15 protein-coding genes are annotated in these 14,757 nt (G+C 69.2%); 9 read left to right on the forward strand and 6 right to left on the reverse strand.

What is annotated here, in order from left to right; genetic code table 11:
- Nucleotides 1-28: 28 nt before the first annotated feature.
- From V7004_RS02775 to V7004_RS02800, 6 genes are all read left to right on the forward strand, one after another.
- Nucleotides 29-715 (forward strand): alpha/beta fold hydrolase, encoded by a 687-nt coding sequence (locus V7004_RS02775; protein ID WP_334141945.1) that lies wholly within the window; start codon nucleotides 29-31, stop codon nucleotides 713-715.
- A gap of 24 nt (nucleotides 716-739) precedes the next feature.
- Complete coding sequence (locus V7004_RS02780) at nucleotides 740-1,432, forward strand: 5' nucleotidase, NT5C type (protein WP_334141949.1); 693 nt, start codon at nucleotides 740-742, stop codon at nucleotides 1,430-1,432.
- Between the two features lie 106 nt (nucleotides 1,433-1,538).
- Nucleotides 1,539-3,203: a putative bifunctional diguanylate cyclase/phosphodiesterase gene (locus tag V7004_RS02785; protein WP_334141953.1), complete on the forward strand. Its 1,665-nt coding sequence runs from the start codon at nucleotides 1,539-1,541 to the stop codon at nucleotides 3,201-3,203.
- 39 nt (nucleotides 3,204-3,242) lie between these two features.
- The gene (locus V7004_RS02790) at nucleotides 3,243-4,115 is read left to right on the forward strand and encodes a MaoC/PaaZ C-terminal domain-containing protein (protein ID WP_334141955.1); all 873 of its coding nucleotides are present in this window, start codon (nucleotides 3,243-3,245) and stop codon (nucleotides 4,113-4,115) included.
- A gap of 11 nt (nucleotides 4,116-4,126) precedes the next feature.
- The gene (locus V7004_RS02795; protein ID WP_334141957.1) at nucleotides 4,127-5,251 is read left to right on the forward strand and encodes a hypothetical protein; all 1,125 of its coding nucleotides are present in this window, start codon (nucleotides 4,127-4,129) and stop codon (nucleotides 5,249-5,251) included.
- A gap of 7 nt (nucleotides 5,252-5,258) precedes the next feature.
- Nucleotides 5,259-6,248, forward strand: coding sequence for an NADPH:quinone oxidoreductase family protein (locus V7004_RS02800; protein WP_442967994.1), 990 nt, complete (start codon nucleotides 5,259-5,261; stop codon nucleotides 6,246-6,248).
- A 64-nt stretch (nucleotides 6,249-6,312) separates the two neighbouring features.
- Here the strand turns inward: V7004_RS02800 and V7004_RS02805 are convergent, their stop codons facing one another.
- The gene (locus V7004_RS02805; protein WP_442967996.1) at nucleotides 6,313-6,951 is read right to left on the reverse strand and encodes a nitroreductase family protein; all 639 of its coding nucleotides are present in this window, start codon (nucleotides 6,949-6,951) and stop codon (nucleotides 6,313-6,315) included.
- A 187-nt stretch (nucleotides 6,952-7,138) separates the two neighbouring features.
- Nucleotides 7,139-8,185 carry a Gfo/Idh/MocA family oxidoreductase gene (locus V7004_RS02810; RefSeq protein ID WP_334141960.1) on the reverse strand — a complete coding sequence of 349 codons (1,047 nt, stop codon included), beginning with the start codon at nucleotides 8,183-8,185 and terminating at the stop codon, nucleotides 7,139-7,141.
- Nucleotides 8,186-8,285: 100 nt separating this feature from the next.
- Between V7004_RS02810 and V7004_RS02815 the strand changes: the two genes are divergently transcribed.
- The gene (locus V7004_RS02815; protein WP_334141961.1) at nucleotides 8,286-8,912 is read left to right on the forward strand and encodes a TetR/AcrR family transcriptional regulator; all 627 of its coding nucleotides are present in this window, start codon (nucleotides 8,286-8,288) and stop codon (nucleotides 8,910-8,912) included.
- 27 nt (nucleotides 8,913-8,939) lie between these two features.
- Here V7004_RS02815 and V7004_RS02820 read toward each other — a convergent pair whose 3' ends face one another.
- Nucleotides 8,940-9,518 (reverse strand): TetR/AcrR family transcriptional regulator, encoded by a 579-nt coding sequence (locus V7004_RS02820; RefSeq protein ID WP_334141962.1) that lies wholly within the window; start codon nucleotides 9,516-9,518, stop codon nucleotides 8,940-8,942.
- Nucleotides 9,519-9,527: 9 nt separating this feature from the next.
- On the reverse strand, nucleotides 9,528-10,796 hold the full coding sequence (locus tag V7004_RS02825) for a cytochrome P450 (RefSeq protein ID WP_334141963.1): 1,269 nt from the start codon (nucleotides 10,794-10,796) through the stop codon (nucleotides 9,528-9,530).
- A 262-nt stretch (nucleotides 10,797-11,058) separates the two neighbouring features.
- Here V7004_RS02825 and V7004_RS02830 point away from each other — a divergent pair, with 262 nt between their 5' ends.
- A complete protein-coding gene (locus tag V7004_RS02830; RefSeq protein ID WP_334141964.1) occupies nucleotides 11,059-12,462 on the forward strand; it encodes a hypothetical protein in 1,404 nt (467 codons plus the stop codon).
- 25 nt (nucleotides 12,463-12,487) lie between these two features.
- Here V7004_RS02830 and V7004_RS02835 read toward each other — a convergent pair whose 3' ends face one another.
- Nucleotides 12,488-13,465: an alpha/beta fold hydrolase gene (locus V7004_RS02835; RefSeq protein WP_334141966.1), complete on the reverse strand. Its 978-nt coding sequence runs from the start codon at nucleotides 13,463-13,465 to the stop codon at nucleotides 12,488-12,490.
- Nucleotides 13,466-13,518: 53 nt separating this feature from the next.
- Between V7004_RS02835 and V7004_RS02840 the strand changes: the two genes are divergently transcribed.
- Nucleotides 13,519-13,782 carry a hypothetical protein gene (locus V7004_RS02840; RefSeq protein WP_334141968.1) on the forward strand — a complete coding sequence of 88 codons (264 nt, stop codon included), beginning with the start codon at nucleotides 13,519-13,521 and terminating at the stop codon, nucleotides 13,780-13,782.
- A 49-nt stretch (nucleotides 13,783-13,831) separates the two neighbouring features.
- Here the strand turns inward: V7004_RS02840 and V7004_RS02845 are convergent, their stop codons facing one another.
- A complete protein-coding gene (locus V7004_RS02845) occupies nucleotides 13,832-14,737 on the reverse strand; it encodes a glycosyltransferase family 2 protein (protein WP_334141970.1) in 906 nt (301 codons plus the stop codon).
- Nucleotides 14,738-14,757 lie beyond the last annotated feature (20 nt).

The following is a 14,757-nucleotide window of genomic DNA, read 5'->3' on the forward strand; positions in this document are numbered from 1 at the left end:
GGATCCGAGCGCCGCTAGTCTCCGGCCCGTGAACCGCTTCGCCCCGGTCGTCCTGGTCCACGGGTTCGCCACCTCCGCGGCGCGGACCTGGCGCGACAACGGGTGGATCGACCTGCTGCAAGATGCCGGGCGGGAGGTCATCGCGCCCGACCTGCTCGGCCATGGTTCGGCTCCTCGGCCCCACGATCCCGCGGCCTACGACGCGCTCGAACCGACCCTCGCCGCTGCGCTGCCGCCCGGGCCCCTCGATGCCGTCGGTTTCTCACTCGGTGCCCGGGTCCTGCTCTCCATCGCGTCCGAGGAGCCCGAGCGGTTCCAACGGCTCGTCCTGGCGGGGGTGGGCGCCAACCTGTTCCGCGACGACGATCCCGAGGTGATCGCAGCGGCGATCGAGGGGCGCGAGCACCCGACCAACCCGATCGCGCAGTACTTCCGAGGGCTCGCCGAAGCACCCGACACCGACCCCGCCGCGCTGGTGGCCTACCTGCGCCGGCCGGGTCACCGTCCCCTCACCGATGACAGCCTGGCGCGCATCACCTGCCCGGTGTTGGTGGTGCTCGGCGACCGGGACTTCGCCGGGCCGGCGGAGCCGTTGCTCGACCGCCTCCCGAACTCGACGTTCGTGTCCCTGCCCGGGGTCGACCACTTCGCCACGCCGAAGAGCTTCTCGTTCATCGATGCCACGCTGGACTTCCTCGACGTCCACCCGGGCTGACCGCCACTGGGGTCCCGCCGCGCCATGAGATCGGGCGACTTCGTCCTCGGGGTGGACATCGACGGGGTGTGTGGCGACCACAGCGAGGCGTTTCGCCGGGTGGTGGCCGCCGAGCGCGGTGTCGATCCCGACTCACTGGTCGAGCAGCGATCCTGGGACTTCGGTGAATGGGGATTGAGTGGCGAGGAGTTCGAGCGGCTGCACCGGATCGGCGTGCTCGAGCACCGCATGTTCCGCACCATGCCGGTAATCCCAGGCTGCGCGGAGGCGTTGTGGCGACTCTCCGACGCCGGGGTGTGGATCCGGCTCATCACCCACCGCCTCTACACGAACTGGGGGCATGCCGTGGCGGTGGGCGACACGGTCGCCTGGCTGGACGAGCACGGCATCCCGTACCGGGACCTGTGCTTCCTCGGTCACAAGCCCCAGGTGGAAGCCGATGTGTATATCGACGACGCCCCTCACAACATCCTGGCCCTGCGGGAGACCGGAGGCACGGTGATCGTCTTCGACCAGCCCTACAACCGCCACCTTGACGGGCCGAGGGCCCGCACCTGGCCGGAGGCGGCCTCACTGGTGGCGGAGCTGATGGCCGGGTCCGGCCTGCCGGTCCAGGAGCAGCTGCCGCTCACCGCCGACGCCCGCGGCCGGCTCCGTGGCAGACTGGTGCCGCCCCGCACGGGGCCGCCGGCGCCGCGTCCCCGGGATTCGAGCTAGGTCGTCCGGCCTGTTCAAGCACCGGCCGGGTGAAGCCGATGCTGATGGTGGTGGAGCGGCCTCAGGTGAGGATCTCGCGGCCGCGCAGGAGGGGCGACGTAGCAGCATGGTCGACAGAGAGCAGGAGCAAGCCCGCCAGCTCGCCGATGCCTTCGGTCCGGACGGGCGCGCGGGGCGTGACCTGGCGTGGATCGTCTCGGTCGGGGTGTTGCTCGCGTGCGCTGCGGTCCTCACCGATGCGGCCGACCCCGTGCTGGAGTGGGCAGGAGGTCTGTCCGGCCGGGGCCTCTCGGGCATCATGGCCATCCTGATCCTCACCCCGGTCGGGGCGACGCTCTACGCGGCCCGCCGGTACCGGGACGCGGCGAGGGCGGCCGCCCAGCTCGACCACCTCGCCACTCACGATCCCCTGACCGACCTCCCCAACCGCCGGTTCCTGGGCGAGCCCTTCGACGACATGCTCGCCCTGGCTCGCCGCCAGCATCGGCGGGTCGGCGTGCTGTTCGTCGATCTCGAAGGGGTGAAGAGGATCAACGAGATGTACGGCCACGAGGTCGGTGATGAGCTGCTCACGTCCATCGCCGACCGCTTCCGCCGGGTCGCCGGCCCCGAGGACGTGGTGGTGCGCTACGCGGGCGACGAATTCGTGTTCCTCTGCCCCGACCTCACCAACGCCGGCTCCGCGGAACGTTTGGCCACCAGGATCATCCAGGCAGTGGAAGCGCCCTTCGCGCTCGACGGCGACCACATCCGGATCACCGCCTGTGTGGGCGTCGCCATCACCGAGGATCGCCCCTCCCGCGCCGACGAGGTGCTCAGCGATGCCGACGCGGCGATGCACCAAGCTCGCCGGCAGGGTCCGGGGTCCTATGCGCTGTTCGACCGTTCCATGCGGGAGCAGCTCACCCCGGCGACTGCCGAGCGTCGCCTGCGCACCGCCATCGAGAACGGCGAGTTTCGCCTGTACTACCAGCCGATCGTGTCCCTGTGGACCAAGCGTCTGGTAGGGGTGGAGGCCCTCTTGCGCTGGCACGACCCGGTCCGCGGGGTCACGGGCGCCGAGGAGTTCATGCCTGCACTCGAGGAGACCGGGCTGATCGTGCCGGTCGGCAGCTGGATCCTCGAGGAGGTGTGCCGGCAGTCCCGCGCCTGGCAGGACGCTCACCCCGATCGACCAGCGCTGAACATCAAGGTCAACATCTCAGCTCGGCAGCTCGCTCAGGCAACGTTCGTGGCCCACCTGCGCGAGTCGCTCGAGGCCAGCCGCGCCGATCCGGACCGCATCTGCCTGGAGGTGAACGAGACCGGCCTGCTCCACGACGTCGACGCCGCATGGGCCACGCTCCGTGACGCGAAGGCACTCGGGGTCAGCCTGGCGCTCGACGACTTCGGCACCGGGTACTCATCACTCAGCTTCCTCCGCCGCTTCAGCCTCGACCTGCTCAGCATCGACCGCTCCTTCGTTCACGGGATCGGCAGGTCTCGAGAGGACACCACCATCGTCGAGCACGTGATCGGCATGGCCAAGGCGCTCGGCATCGTGACCGTGGCAGAAGGCGTCGAGACCGAGGAGCAGATGCTGCACCTCCGCTCGCTCAACTGTGATCTCGCCCAGGGCTGGTATTTCAGCGAGCCGCAGCCACCGGCCGTGATCTCCCAGCTCCTCGCCGACACGGGCAGCCGGCAGGAGTGGCGACCCCCGCCGCGCACGGACGAGTCCGACGCGGCCGTGGTGCGGGTCGACCGCTTCGAGCCGGTCCGGGCTTCCTGAAGCGGGCGGCATCGCCCGCACCGCGCGAAGCTCCCCCGGATGCCACTCCCGCTGGAGCTGATCGGCGCATCGACCGAGCCCATCACCCAGGCCGTCGACGCGCGGTGGACCATGGCCTACGCGGCTGCGCTCGAAGACCTGGACGACCGCTACTTCGATACGAGACGAGGGCCGGTACTGGCCCACCCTCTGTTCCCGGTGTGCATCGAGTGGGCCGCGGTCGCCGCCGCCCGCCGGCTCGCCGACCCGGCGATCCTGACCCGGGAGGAAGCGGCGCGAGGGGTCCATGCCACCCACGACCTGGTGCTCCACCGCCCGGTGCGTGCCGGCGACCTGCTCACCACCACCGCCACCGTGGAGCTCATCGAGGTCCGCCGTCCGGGTGCCTACCAGGTCCTCCGTCTCGACACGGTCGATTCCTCCGGCGCCCCGGTCTGCACGACGAGGATGGGCTCGCTCTTCCTCGGTGTCTCGGTCAGCGGTACCCCACCGGCTCGCCGCTGCGCCGAGCCCCCGACGGAGCTTCCCGGGCTGGAGCCTCGGGAGAGACCGACGCAGGTGCTCACCCGGGCGATCAGCGCCACCGCAGCTCACGTCTACACCGAGTGCAGCCGAATCTGGAACCCCATCCACACCGACGTGGCGGTGGCCGAGCGGGCAGGGCTGCCCGGGCCGATCCTTCACGGCACGGCCACCCTCGCGCTCGCAGTCAGCACCATCATCCGGTCCAGCGCGGATGACGATCCGACCTCGGTCCACCGGGTCGCCGGGCGCTTCGGCGCGATGGTCACGATGCCCTCCGAAGTGACGGTCCACCTCCGCAGACCCGACGAGCGCTGGATCAGTTTCGAGGTGTGGAACCAGCAAGGCCACGCCGTCATCCGGGACGGGCTGGTCGGCTTGCGCACCTAGGATCGGGGCTCGTGCTCATCCCCTTCGACGACTACCCGGTCCACCAGACCCCCCAGCCCCTCGCGCATCCCCTCTCCGGGGACCGCAACACCTACGACCGGTTCTTCTTCAACGGCTATGACCGCGACGGTCAGGTCATGTTCGGCGCGGCCCTTGGCCTGTACCCGAACCGGCAGGTGATCGACGGTGCCTTCAGCGTGGTCCGGGAAGGCGTGCAGCGTTCGGTGTACGCCTCCGGACGGCTCCCGGCAGATCGCACGAGAACCGAGATCGGTCCCCTGAAGGTCGAGGTTGTCGAGCCGATGCGGCGGCTTCGAGTCCTCGTCGAAGCCGGCGAGCTCGGGATCACCGCGCAGCTGGAGTTCCGGGCCCGGTCCGTCGCCGTGCAGGAACCCCACTTCCTGATGCACTCCGGCTCCTCCGTCGTGTTCGACTACACCCGCCTCACCCAGTTCGGCACCTGGCTGGGCTCGTTCACCGTGGACGGCGAGACCATCGAGGTCGACCCGGCCCGTTTCCTCGGCTGCCGCGACCGTTCGTGGGGGGTTCGCCCGGTGGGCGAGCCACCTGGTGGCGCGCCGGCGCACACGCTCCCCCAGTTCTTCTGGCTGTGGGCGCCGCTCAACTTCGACGACCACCTGGTGCACGTCGACGTCAACGAGGAGGCCGACGGGCGCCGGTGGCACCAGACCGCCGTCACCCTCCCGACCCTCACCGACCCGGCCACTGCCGACCCCTGCGACCAGGGGGTGGTGGAGCCGATGCGATCGCTCGACTGGTCGATCGACTGGCAGCCCGGCACCCGCCGGGCGCGCGCCGCGGCGCTCACGCTCGAGAGCTGGAGCGGCGCGGTCCGCCGCATCGAGCTCACCCCCGTGCTGACCTTTCAGATGCGGGGGCTGGGCTACCTCAACCCCGAGTGGGGTCATGGCACCTGGAAGGGTGAGCTGGTCACCGGGGCCGAGTCCTGGGTGGTGGCGGACCTCGATCCGCTCGACGTCACGAACCTCCACGTGCAGCAACTCGTGCGGGCCACCGACGGTGAACAGGTGGGCGTCGGGGTGCTCGAGCAGCTGGTCATCAACGAGCACCGTCCCTCCGGTCTCCTCGGCTTCCTCGACGGCGCTCCGGGGTGACCCTCTGATGCGAGCATGGCGCGTCCACCAACACGGCGATCCCATGGCGGTCTTGACGCTGGAGACCGGCGTCGACCTGCCTGCGCCGACCGGCGACCAGGTCGAGATCGCCGTCGAGGCGTGCGCGCTCAACTTCGCCGACGACCTGCTCTGCCGAGGCACCTACCAGGAGCGCCCGGGTCTCCCGCTCACGCCGGGCCTGGAGGTCGCGGGCACGGTGGTCGCCACCGGCCCTGAGGCCTCGCACGCGCCCGGGGAGCGGGTCGCGGGATCGCCGCTGCTGCCCCATGGCGGGCTGGCGGAGCGATGCCTGGCCCGTTCGACCGACGTGTTCCTGATCCCGGACGATCTACCGGCGCTCACCGCGGCGGCGATGCACGTGACCTACCAGACGGGCTGGTTCGCACTCCACCGGCGAGCTCGCCTGGAGGCGGGCGAGACGCTGCTCGTGCACGCGGGTGCCGGTGGCGTCGGCTCTGCCGCCATCCAGCTCGGCAAAGCCGCAGGAGCGACGGTGATCGCCACCGCGGGCGGTACCGCCAAGGGCGCCGTGTGTCTCGAGCTCGGAGCTGACCTGGTGGTGGACACCACCGGTGAGGATTTCGTCGAGGCCACCCTCGAGCACACCGACGGCCGTGGAGCCGATGTGATCTTCGACCCGGTCGGTGGCGAGACCTTCCTCCGGTCCACCAAGTGCATCGCCTGGGAGGGGCGGATCCTGGTGATCGGCGCGGCGGGCGGCCACTATGCCGACGCCCGCACGAACCACGTCATGGTGAAGAACTACTCCGTGCTGGGGCTGAACTGGGGAGGGTACCGTTCTCGGCGACCTGAACTGGTCCGGGCTGCGCACGATGAGCTGGTCGCCCTCTGCCGGAAGGGCCTGATCGCCCCCTTGATCTCCGAGGTGGTCCCCCTGGAGGGAGCGCGAGCCGCACTTGAGGCGCTGACCGCCCGCCGCACTACCGGCAAGGTCGTGGTGATGCCGGCTACCTGACCCGGGACGCTCCCGGCCCCACGGCGGATCGTCGCTCCTCCGGCTCGTGCCACGTCAGGCCAGGTCAGGTCGGCCGCCACGGTTGGTTGCCGAAGCGGTCGAGGTGGACCACCTCGCCGACGGACTTGCGAGTGGTCGGCCCATAGCGCCCGCGAGGCCAACCGAGCGGCACCAGGCAACAGGGCATCACCGTGATGGGCAGGCCCAGCAGCAACCGAATAGCGGTGACACTCCACAGCGGCAGGGTGATCAGGGATGCGCCGAGCCCCATGGCCCGTGCCGCGAGAAGCAGGTTCTGCACACTCGGGTAGATGGACCCGTAATAGGAGGTCTGGGCCAGAGGAGGCATCGGCACGAGGGGGACTCGGGCGCCTCGGAGACAGGCGACGACGACCGTAGGGATTTCCTCGAAGTGCTCAACCTGCCACTGCACGGCCCGAAGGACCTTCTGCATCGACTCGTCGTTCCTGGTCACCAAGCGGCCCACGCCCCCATAGAGGGTCCAGGCCTGCCGGTACCGGGCACCGATGGCGGCCTTCGTCGCCCGGTCTTTCACCACCACGAACTCCCAGTTCTGCCCGTTCGAGCCGGTGGGGGCCTTGAGGGCCAGCTCGATGCAGCGCAGCACGATGGCGTCATCGACGGGGTCCGGCAGCACCCGCCGCACCGCCCGCTGGGTGAGCATGGCCTCCTGCAGTGGCATGTCGAGGCCGGCCTCGACGTCGGCGAGTGTGCGATGGAGGGGCTCGCCTGTCGGCTCAGGCGGTTCGGTCGAGCGGTCCATGCTCCCAGCCTAGGTACCGCCGCCCCACCATTCCGGCAGGTCAAACGCGTGCCAGCACACGCGACCCACCTGCCAGTCCGCGACCCCCCACCATTCCGGCAGGTGGTCAGATCCAGTCGACGCCCGGGACGCCGGCGGGCACTTCCACCGCCTTGCCCCGCTCCGCGCATGAGCGGTAGATCGCCTCGGTGAGCAGATGGGGGCGCAACGCCTGCGCGAAGTCAGGGCTGGCAGGGGTGCCATCACGCACCGCCTCGACGAACGCCACGTCGGGATTGCGGGGCCGGATACCCCAGGCGTGGAGCCGGGCCACCAGCTCCTCGTCTCGGACCCGGCCCGAGTCCCCGTCGGGTCCCGTCCATCGAACCGGGCCGAACACATCACCCTCCAGCGCGCAGTAGGCCCGCTCAGCGAACACCTCGAGCCGACGAAGACTCGGGCGCTCGAGCACGTCATGCCAGATGGAGGCCAGGGTCCCCAGTAGCCCGCTGTCGAACTCGATGGTCGCGACCACCACGTCGTCGATGCCGGCGATGGCATGGAACTCAGCAGATCGGCCGCTCACCCTGACCACCGGCCCGAAGAGCCACTCGAGGATGTCGAGGTCGTGGATCGAGTGCTCCAACAACGTCCCCGCTCCACACTTGGCTACGTCTGCCCGCCACGAGGACTGGTAGATGCCCTGAATGGGGATGTACTGGTCATCCCGGAAGACGAAGCCCATCGGGCGACCGACGCCGTCCCTGGCCAGCAGCCGCTTCAGCAGCAGGAACCCCGGATAGTCCCGCATGACCAGGCCTACCTGGTTGATCACTCCTGCCCGCCGAACGCACTCGACCATGTCTACGGCGTCAGCCAGGCTGGTGGCCAGGGGCTTCTCGCAGAACACGGGGAGGCCACGGCGCGCCGCCTCGGCGACCAACCGGGGGTGCTCGGAGGTCCACGTGCACACGTAGACCGCGTCAGCCGCGTCGAACACCGCCTCCTCCGAGTCCACCAGTGGCACGCCGTGCTCTGCCGCCCAGGCCCTTCCCTTCTCCCGGTTGGGATCGAACACCGCCGCGATCTGGGCGTCCGCCCGGCCGAGGCGCAGCATGGACACGTGATGGCGGGCGATGAAGCCTGCACCGAAGAACCCGAGACGCACCGTCATGGCAGCACACAGTACGCACGGAAGGGGGAGCGCAGCCCCGCTCGCCCCGCCGCGTGCCCTGCTATAACGACCTCGCCCATCTGACGAAGGGACGCGGTGGATGCCGAAGGTCACAGCCGAGCACAAGGAAGGCGTCCGCCGGCGAATCATGGACGCCGCCCTCATCTGCCTCGAACGCAACGGGTACCGCAACCTCACCACTCGGGAGTTGCTTGCGGAGGCCGGGCTCTCGGTCGGCACCTTCTACAACTACTTCCCGACCAAGGAACACCTCTACGAGGCGCTCGCCGAGGAGGCACTCGCCTCGGACATCGACCGCATCCGTCACGCCGCCGCCGAGGGGGTTCCCATCGGACAGGTGCTTCTCGGCTTCCTCCGGGACCTCGCCACCAGCGCCCCGACCGGCACGATCGCGATGGCGACCTTCCGCAGCCGGGTGAACGCGGAGCCGGAAGCCCGCCAGGCCATCGCCCGTCTCAACCGTTGGGTGGTGGACGAGTTCTCCCCGCTCGTCGAGCAGGCCCAGGCGGAGGGCACGCTCGCCGCAGAGCTCGACCCGCGAGCCGTCGTGGAGCTGCTCGACATCATCTGGGACGGCCTCGGCCGCCGGGCCGCCACCGACACCTTCGAGACCAGCTACCGGGAGGTCGGCGAAGCGATGATGCGGCTCCTCCTGTGTGGCCTGCTCGCCGAGGAGCCCCCGCGACCCGCCGGCCTCCCGGATTGATCGCCAGCGCGCCGATCAGCCCGGAGCTCACGCAGGTAGCAGCACGGCAGCAACTTCTCTCGCCCGTTTGGCGAGGAACCGCATGCGGTCGTCGTACGGCAGAGGCAGGTTCTCGATGAAGAACCCGTAGATGGTGCCCCGCAGCACCCGAGCCAGCACCTCAGCTTCGACGAGGACCTCGCCGGTGAACAGGTCCCGCATCCACCGATGCAGCGCGGACTCGAAGAGCGCGCTCAACTCCGCCGCGGAGCTGAGCGCCGCGGGATCGGCATGCAGGCTCTCACCCAGAAGCACCCGCCACATGTCGTCCTGTGTGGCCATCTCGCGCCAGATCCACTCCAGGAGCGCGGCGAGGCGCTCCCGCGGTGGTAGGGACAGGTCCACCGGCGGCGTCTGCGCGAGCAGGTCCTCGTAGCTCTGGTGAGCGATGACCTCCCGTAGGAGATCCGCCTTCGAGGGGAAGTAGTGGTAGAGGGTCGCGACGTTGAGCCCGCACTCCGCGGCCAGGCGGCGCATGCTCATGGCGTGGGCGCCCCCGCTGGCCATCAGCCGCAGGGCTGCATCGAGGATGCGAGCCCGCTGATCCGGCTCGGGCGCGAGCGCCATGGTTCGACCCTAGACCGCGGCCGGTGCTTCGGGGGTGAAGATCGCAGGAAGGTGCTCGATGGCCAGGACGAGCGCGTTGTCGGCCCGCTGGACGCTGGCGCCGTCCTTCACCCGGATGTCCCGCAGCCGCCGGAACAGCTCCTCGAAGACCACCTTGATCTCCAACTTGGCCAGGTTCGCTCCCAGGCAGTAGTGGGGACCGATACCGAACCCGAGATGGGGATTGGGATCCCGGTCGATGCGGAACTCGTCAGGGGCGTCGAACACCCGCTCATCGCGGTTGGCTGACTGGTAGAGGATCAGCACCTTGTCGCCTTCCTTCAGCTCCTTGCCGTGGAAGGTGTGGTCCGCGGTCACGGTCCGGCAGAAGCTGATGACCGGTGACACATAGCGGACGATCTCATCCACCGCCAGATCGATCAGCTCGGGGTGGTCGAGCAGCTTCTGCTTCTGATCCGGGAAGTCGCTGAACGCCTTGAGCCCTCCGGTGATCGCGTTACGGGTCGTCTCGTTGCCCGCGACGACCAGGATGCACAGGAACATGAGCAGCTCGTCGCTCGTGAGCTCGTCGGTGCCCTCCACGGCGATGGCGTCACCGCCGTCGAGGGCGCCTTCGTCGAAGGCGCCGGTGAGGATGGAGATGAGGTCCTCTCGGGGACTCTGGCGACGGTCCTCGATGATCGGGATCAGGTACTCGACGTACTCCCCGAAGGCTTCCGCCGCAGCCAGGAGCGCGGGGTCATCGGGATCGGTGTGGCCGTCGCCGCCCATCATGGCGTCGCTCCACCGGTACAGCTTCTGCCTGCCGTCGGGATCGAGGCCCATCAGTTCGGCGATCACGATGAGTGGGACGTGGATGGCGAAGTCCTCCACGAAATCGATCTCGCCCCGGGTGCGGATCTCGTCGATGATCTGGTTGGACAGGTCACGGATGTGCGGTTCGAGCCGCTTCACTTGGCGTGGCGTGAAGCCCTTGTTGATCAGACGGCGCTGACGGGTGTGCTCGGGCTCATCCATCGAGATGAGGGACATCGGAGCCGCCACCTTCGGCCGTACCCCGTACTTCGAGCAGTACAGCTCGGGGGTGCGGGAAATGTAGGCGACGTCCTCGTGCCGGGACACGACCCACAGCTGGTTCTTCTCGTCCCAGTAGCACGGGTCGTTGTCGCGTAGCCAGCGGTAGGTGTCCCACGGGTCGTCGTAGAGACGGCCGTCGTTCACGTCGATGGCCGGCCGGTCGCCGGCGGGCCCTGCGGAGCGGTCGAGTGTGTCGGTCACGCCTTGCAGTATCCCATCAAACGTTCGTTTGGTCAACGACCGCGCTGAGTACGACCGAGACCGCACAAGGTTCCCGTGCGCCCGGGACTGAAGGTGACGACACCCCGGGGGGTTGATGCCGCCCCCCGCTGCCGTCCGCTCGGCAAGGCCGGAAAGGGCAAGGGAGTGGTTTTGCCCAAGCTTTACCGACCGCTACTGCTTGCTTTCCGATGGGCCCGGCAGGATCGGACCGTCGACCACGAGACGCGACGGGAGGAGCATCATGCGTGGCCTACAGATCCAAGCCGGTTACCACCGACGAGCACTGCTGGGGTTCATCGTCCTGGTGATAGCGAGCTTGACGCCACTGGTGATCCCGTCCCCCGCGAGTGCCATGCCGGTGCCCGGTTCCTCGGTCACGATCGTCGGGAACCCGCCCACCATCGTGACCGGCACCTCCCAGGTCACCTTCGCCTTCATCGGGATGAACCATCACCCCACCGCGCCGGGCTACTGGTGCAGCTTGAGCCCATCCCTGGCTCCAACGGGGCCCTGGACCTTCTGCAGCTCCCCGTGGACGGTCAACGTGCCGTCTGACGGCCAGTGGCGATTCACGGTCGCCATGCCCGCCCCTGACGTGGATGGCCCTGGTGTCGTCGATTACGTCTACGCGTGGCACGACTTCGTGGTCGCGAACGACCCGCCAGGGGTGACCTTCACCGATGTACCCGGTGCGGTGTCGAGCCTCCCGGCCCCCACCCTCCGATTCACCGTGGCGGGAGCCGCGGCCAGCGCAACGTGCCAACTCGACAACCAGGACCCTGTCACCTGCTGGTCCACGTTCACCCCCACCGCGTTGACCGCAGGGGACCACACACTGGCCGTTACCGCCACCAATCCCGCCGGGCAAGGATCAGCCAGCTACACGTGGAGGGTCCAACCGACCTCAACCCCACCGGCGATCACGACCTTCACCGTGCCCAGCAGCGTGAGCGGCCCCAACGTGACCGTCAGCTGGAGCACGTCGGGAGTCATCGATCGTACCGAGTGCATGAGGGACGAGAACGGCTCCTGGTTCCTGTGCTCGTCGCCCTACCAGCTCACCGGCCTGGCGGCTGGCGAGCACATGTTCAGTGTCCGCGTGATCAATGGTGCCGGCACTGATCAGGCGGACGCCTCCTGGTCGGTGGACCCCACGTTCACGACGCCACCTCCCACAGTGACCGTGACCAGCAAGCCTGCCGCCCGAACCACCGCCACCGCCGCGACCTTCCTCTACACGCTGTCGAACGCGACGTCGGCTGGCTGCCTCCTCGATGGCGTGACCGTCGGGTGCTCGACGACTCGCCTGCGGGTAACCGGCCTTGCGGTCGGCCCGCACCAGATCAGCATCGTGCCGATCGGCTCCATCACCGGCACGGCTTGGACCTATAGCTGGGTGGTGACCCCCGTGCTGGCCATCACCGGCCGGCCGGCCAACGGCAACAACGGCGATGCGATGGTGACGTTCCGGTCGAGTCCCGGGGCTACCGTCACCTGCTCCCTCGACGGGAGCACGCCCACACCCTGCGCCAGCCCATGGGTGGGCCCAGGTGCCGGTCTCACCCCAGGCACCCACCGGTTGGTGCTGTCGGCAGCCCTCAATGGCGAGGTCGTCACGAAGACCGTGAGATGGAACCAGGCCTAGGACCCGCCCGATACCTGGCGGTCGGTCACGACCTGAAGCGCCGCCGCAGCCAGTCCACCAGGATCGCGTTGACCTCTGCTGGCTTCTCCTGTTGCACCCAGTGGCCAGCGCCGGCGATCTCGTGCATCTCCAGGTCGTCGATCACGCTCGGCATGCCCTGGGCCATCGCCGGGGTGAGGACCGGGTCCCACTCCGCGGTGATCATGAGGCACGGGATCCCGTCGATGCGAGCTCCGTCGAGCTGAGGGGTCTGCTCCCAGTTCCAGTCGAAGTTCCGGTACCAGTTCATCCCACCGGTGAAACCTGTCTGCCGGAACGTCTCCACGAAGACGGCAAGCTCGTCGGGGCTGAGCAGCTCGTCACCGAGCACCGGGGCGTTGACCACTGCCTCCACGAAGTCCGACGCGGGCCGCTCCCCGACCACCTCACGCAACTGCTCGGGTGACACGCCCCGGCGCATCATCCGGGAGAACAGCACGTCGATGTTCGCTGCGAACGCAGCATCCGCCACCCCCGGCTCCTGGAACCACACGATGTAGTGGTTCTCCCCGCCCATCATCCGGAAGAGCTCGGTGGGTCTCATCGGGAACCGGGGGACGTAGGGGGTCGTGAGCGCCGCGACCCCCGCCACCCGCTCGCGATGGAGCAGGGGCATCTGCCACACCACGAACCCACCCCAGTCGTGGCCGACGAACACCGCTCGGTCGACCTCGAGCGCATCGAGTAGGCCGACGAGATCGCCGGTGAGGTGGAAGATGTCGTAGTCGCGCACGGCCTCCGGGCGGCTGCTGCCGCCGTAGCCCCGCTGATCGGGTGCCACGACGTGGAACCCCGCGGCGGCGAGCGCTGGGAGCTGGTGCCGCCAGCTGTAGGCCAGCTCGGGGAAACCGTGCGAGAGAACCACCGTCGGATCGGCGGGATCGCCCGCTTCGTAGACCGACAGGCGCACGTCGTCGAGGTCGACGTCGCGATGCCGGGCGCCGGGAATCTCGTAGGGAACCATCCGCGCACGCTACTCGCGTCATCGCCCCCCGGAGGCAGCTCTACCGTGGGGGGATGCCGACTCCGGGCGAGCTCGCCGGCACCATCGCCCTCATCGCGCTGGCCAGCCTTCCACTGGCACTCTCGCTGTGGGCCCTGCTCGACTGCGCCCGCCGGCCGGCATGGGCATGGGCGCTGGCCGGTCGGCGGCAGGTGCTGTGGCTGGCGGCGATCCTCGTCGGCTTCCTGGTGCTCGTCGGGGGGCTGCTGATCGCCAGCTGGTACCTGCTGCGGGTCCGCCCCCTGGTCGCGGCAGCCGAGGATGGTCGCGTACCGTGACCTCCCGCCCATCCGCCCGCAGCCCGTGACCGTGGACCGGCAGATCGCTTCAGCGAGCGGCTCCGGCCTGGCCGAGAAGGCCAGCTGGGGGAGGCCCGTACCGGCCCCGTAGGAAGTCGATCATCCCAGCTGCCCGGCCCTTCGCCGAGAACACGAAGACCCGTGACGAAGGCTGGACCACCCCGCGAGCGAGTTGCCACAGGGCGATGCAGAAACGAATGAACGCGTGGTAGCGGCCTGAGTGCTCCCGCACCAGCAGCAGGGTGTTGCGGTGCATCAGGTAGTCGACCGCGGGGCTGCCCGAGCGCATGGTGGGGTTGGTCACCCGTGCCCCCCGCACCAGCCCGACCTCCCATCCCGCGGCCCTGGCCCGCAGGCCCAGGTCGGCCTCCTCGCAGTACGCGAAGTAGCGCTCATCGAACAGACCGATCTCCTCCAGGCAGGCTCGGCGGGCGATCAGCAGCGTGCCGTGGGGGTAGTCCACCGACTCCCATCCGTCGGCGGCTGCCCCCCGAGGAGCGGGCACGGTCATCCCCCCGAAGTACGGATCCACGACCGGCACGTGCCCGTCACCCACATCCGCACAGGCGAGCCCCGCGCGTTCCCTGGACTCAGCGGCAGCGATCAGCCGGCACAGCGTGCCGTCGTGCGGGAGCGCATCATGGGGGGCCAACGCGACCCACTTCCCTTCCCCCTCGGCCAACCACCTCTGCAACCCGGCGTTGGCACCCGGGCCGAAGCCCCGATTCGCGCCCAACTCAACCAGCTCCACGTCGTGGACGGAGCTGGCCACCACCGCGCGGAGGCGTTCGAGAAGCGGAGGCTCGGAGCCGTTGTCGACAACCAGGATCCGGGTGGAGACCCCCTGATGCTGGAACCGATCGATGGTCCGAGCGCAGCGCTCAGGCTGGTTCCAATGGACGATGATGACGGTGACTACTCCGTGGCCGGCCACGTCCGACCACGCTAGCCAGC

This window comes from Rhabdothermincola sp. (genome assembly GCF_036846205.1).
Taxonomy (GTDB): domain Bacteria; phylum Actinomycetota; class Acidimicrobiia; order Acidimicrobiales; family Acidimicrobilacustridaceae; genus Rhabdothermincola.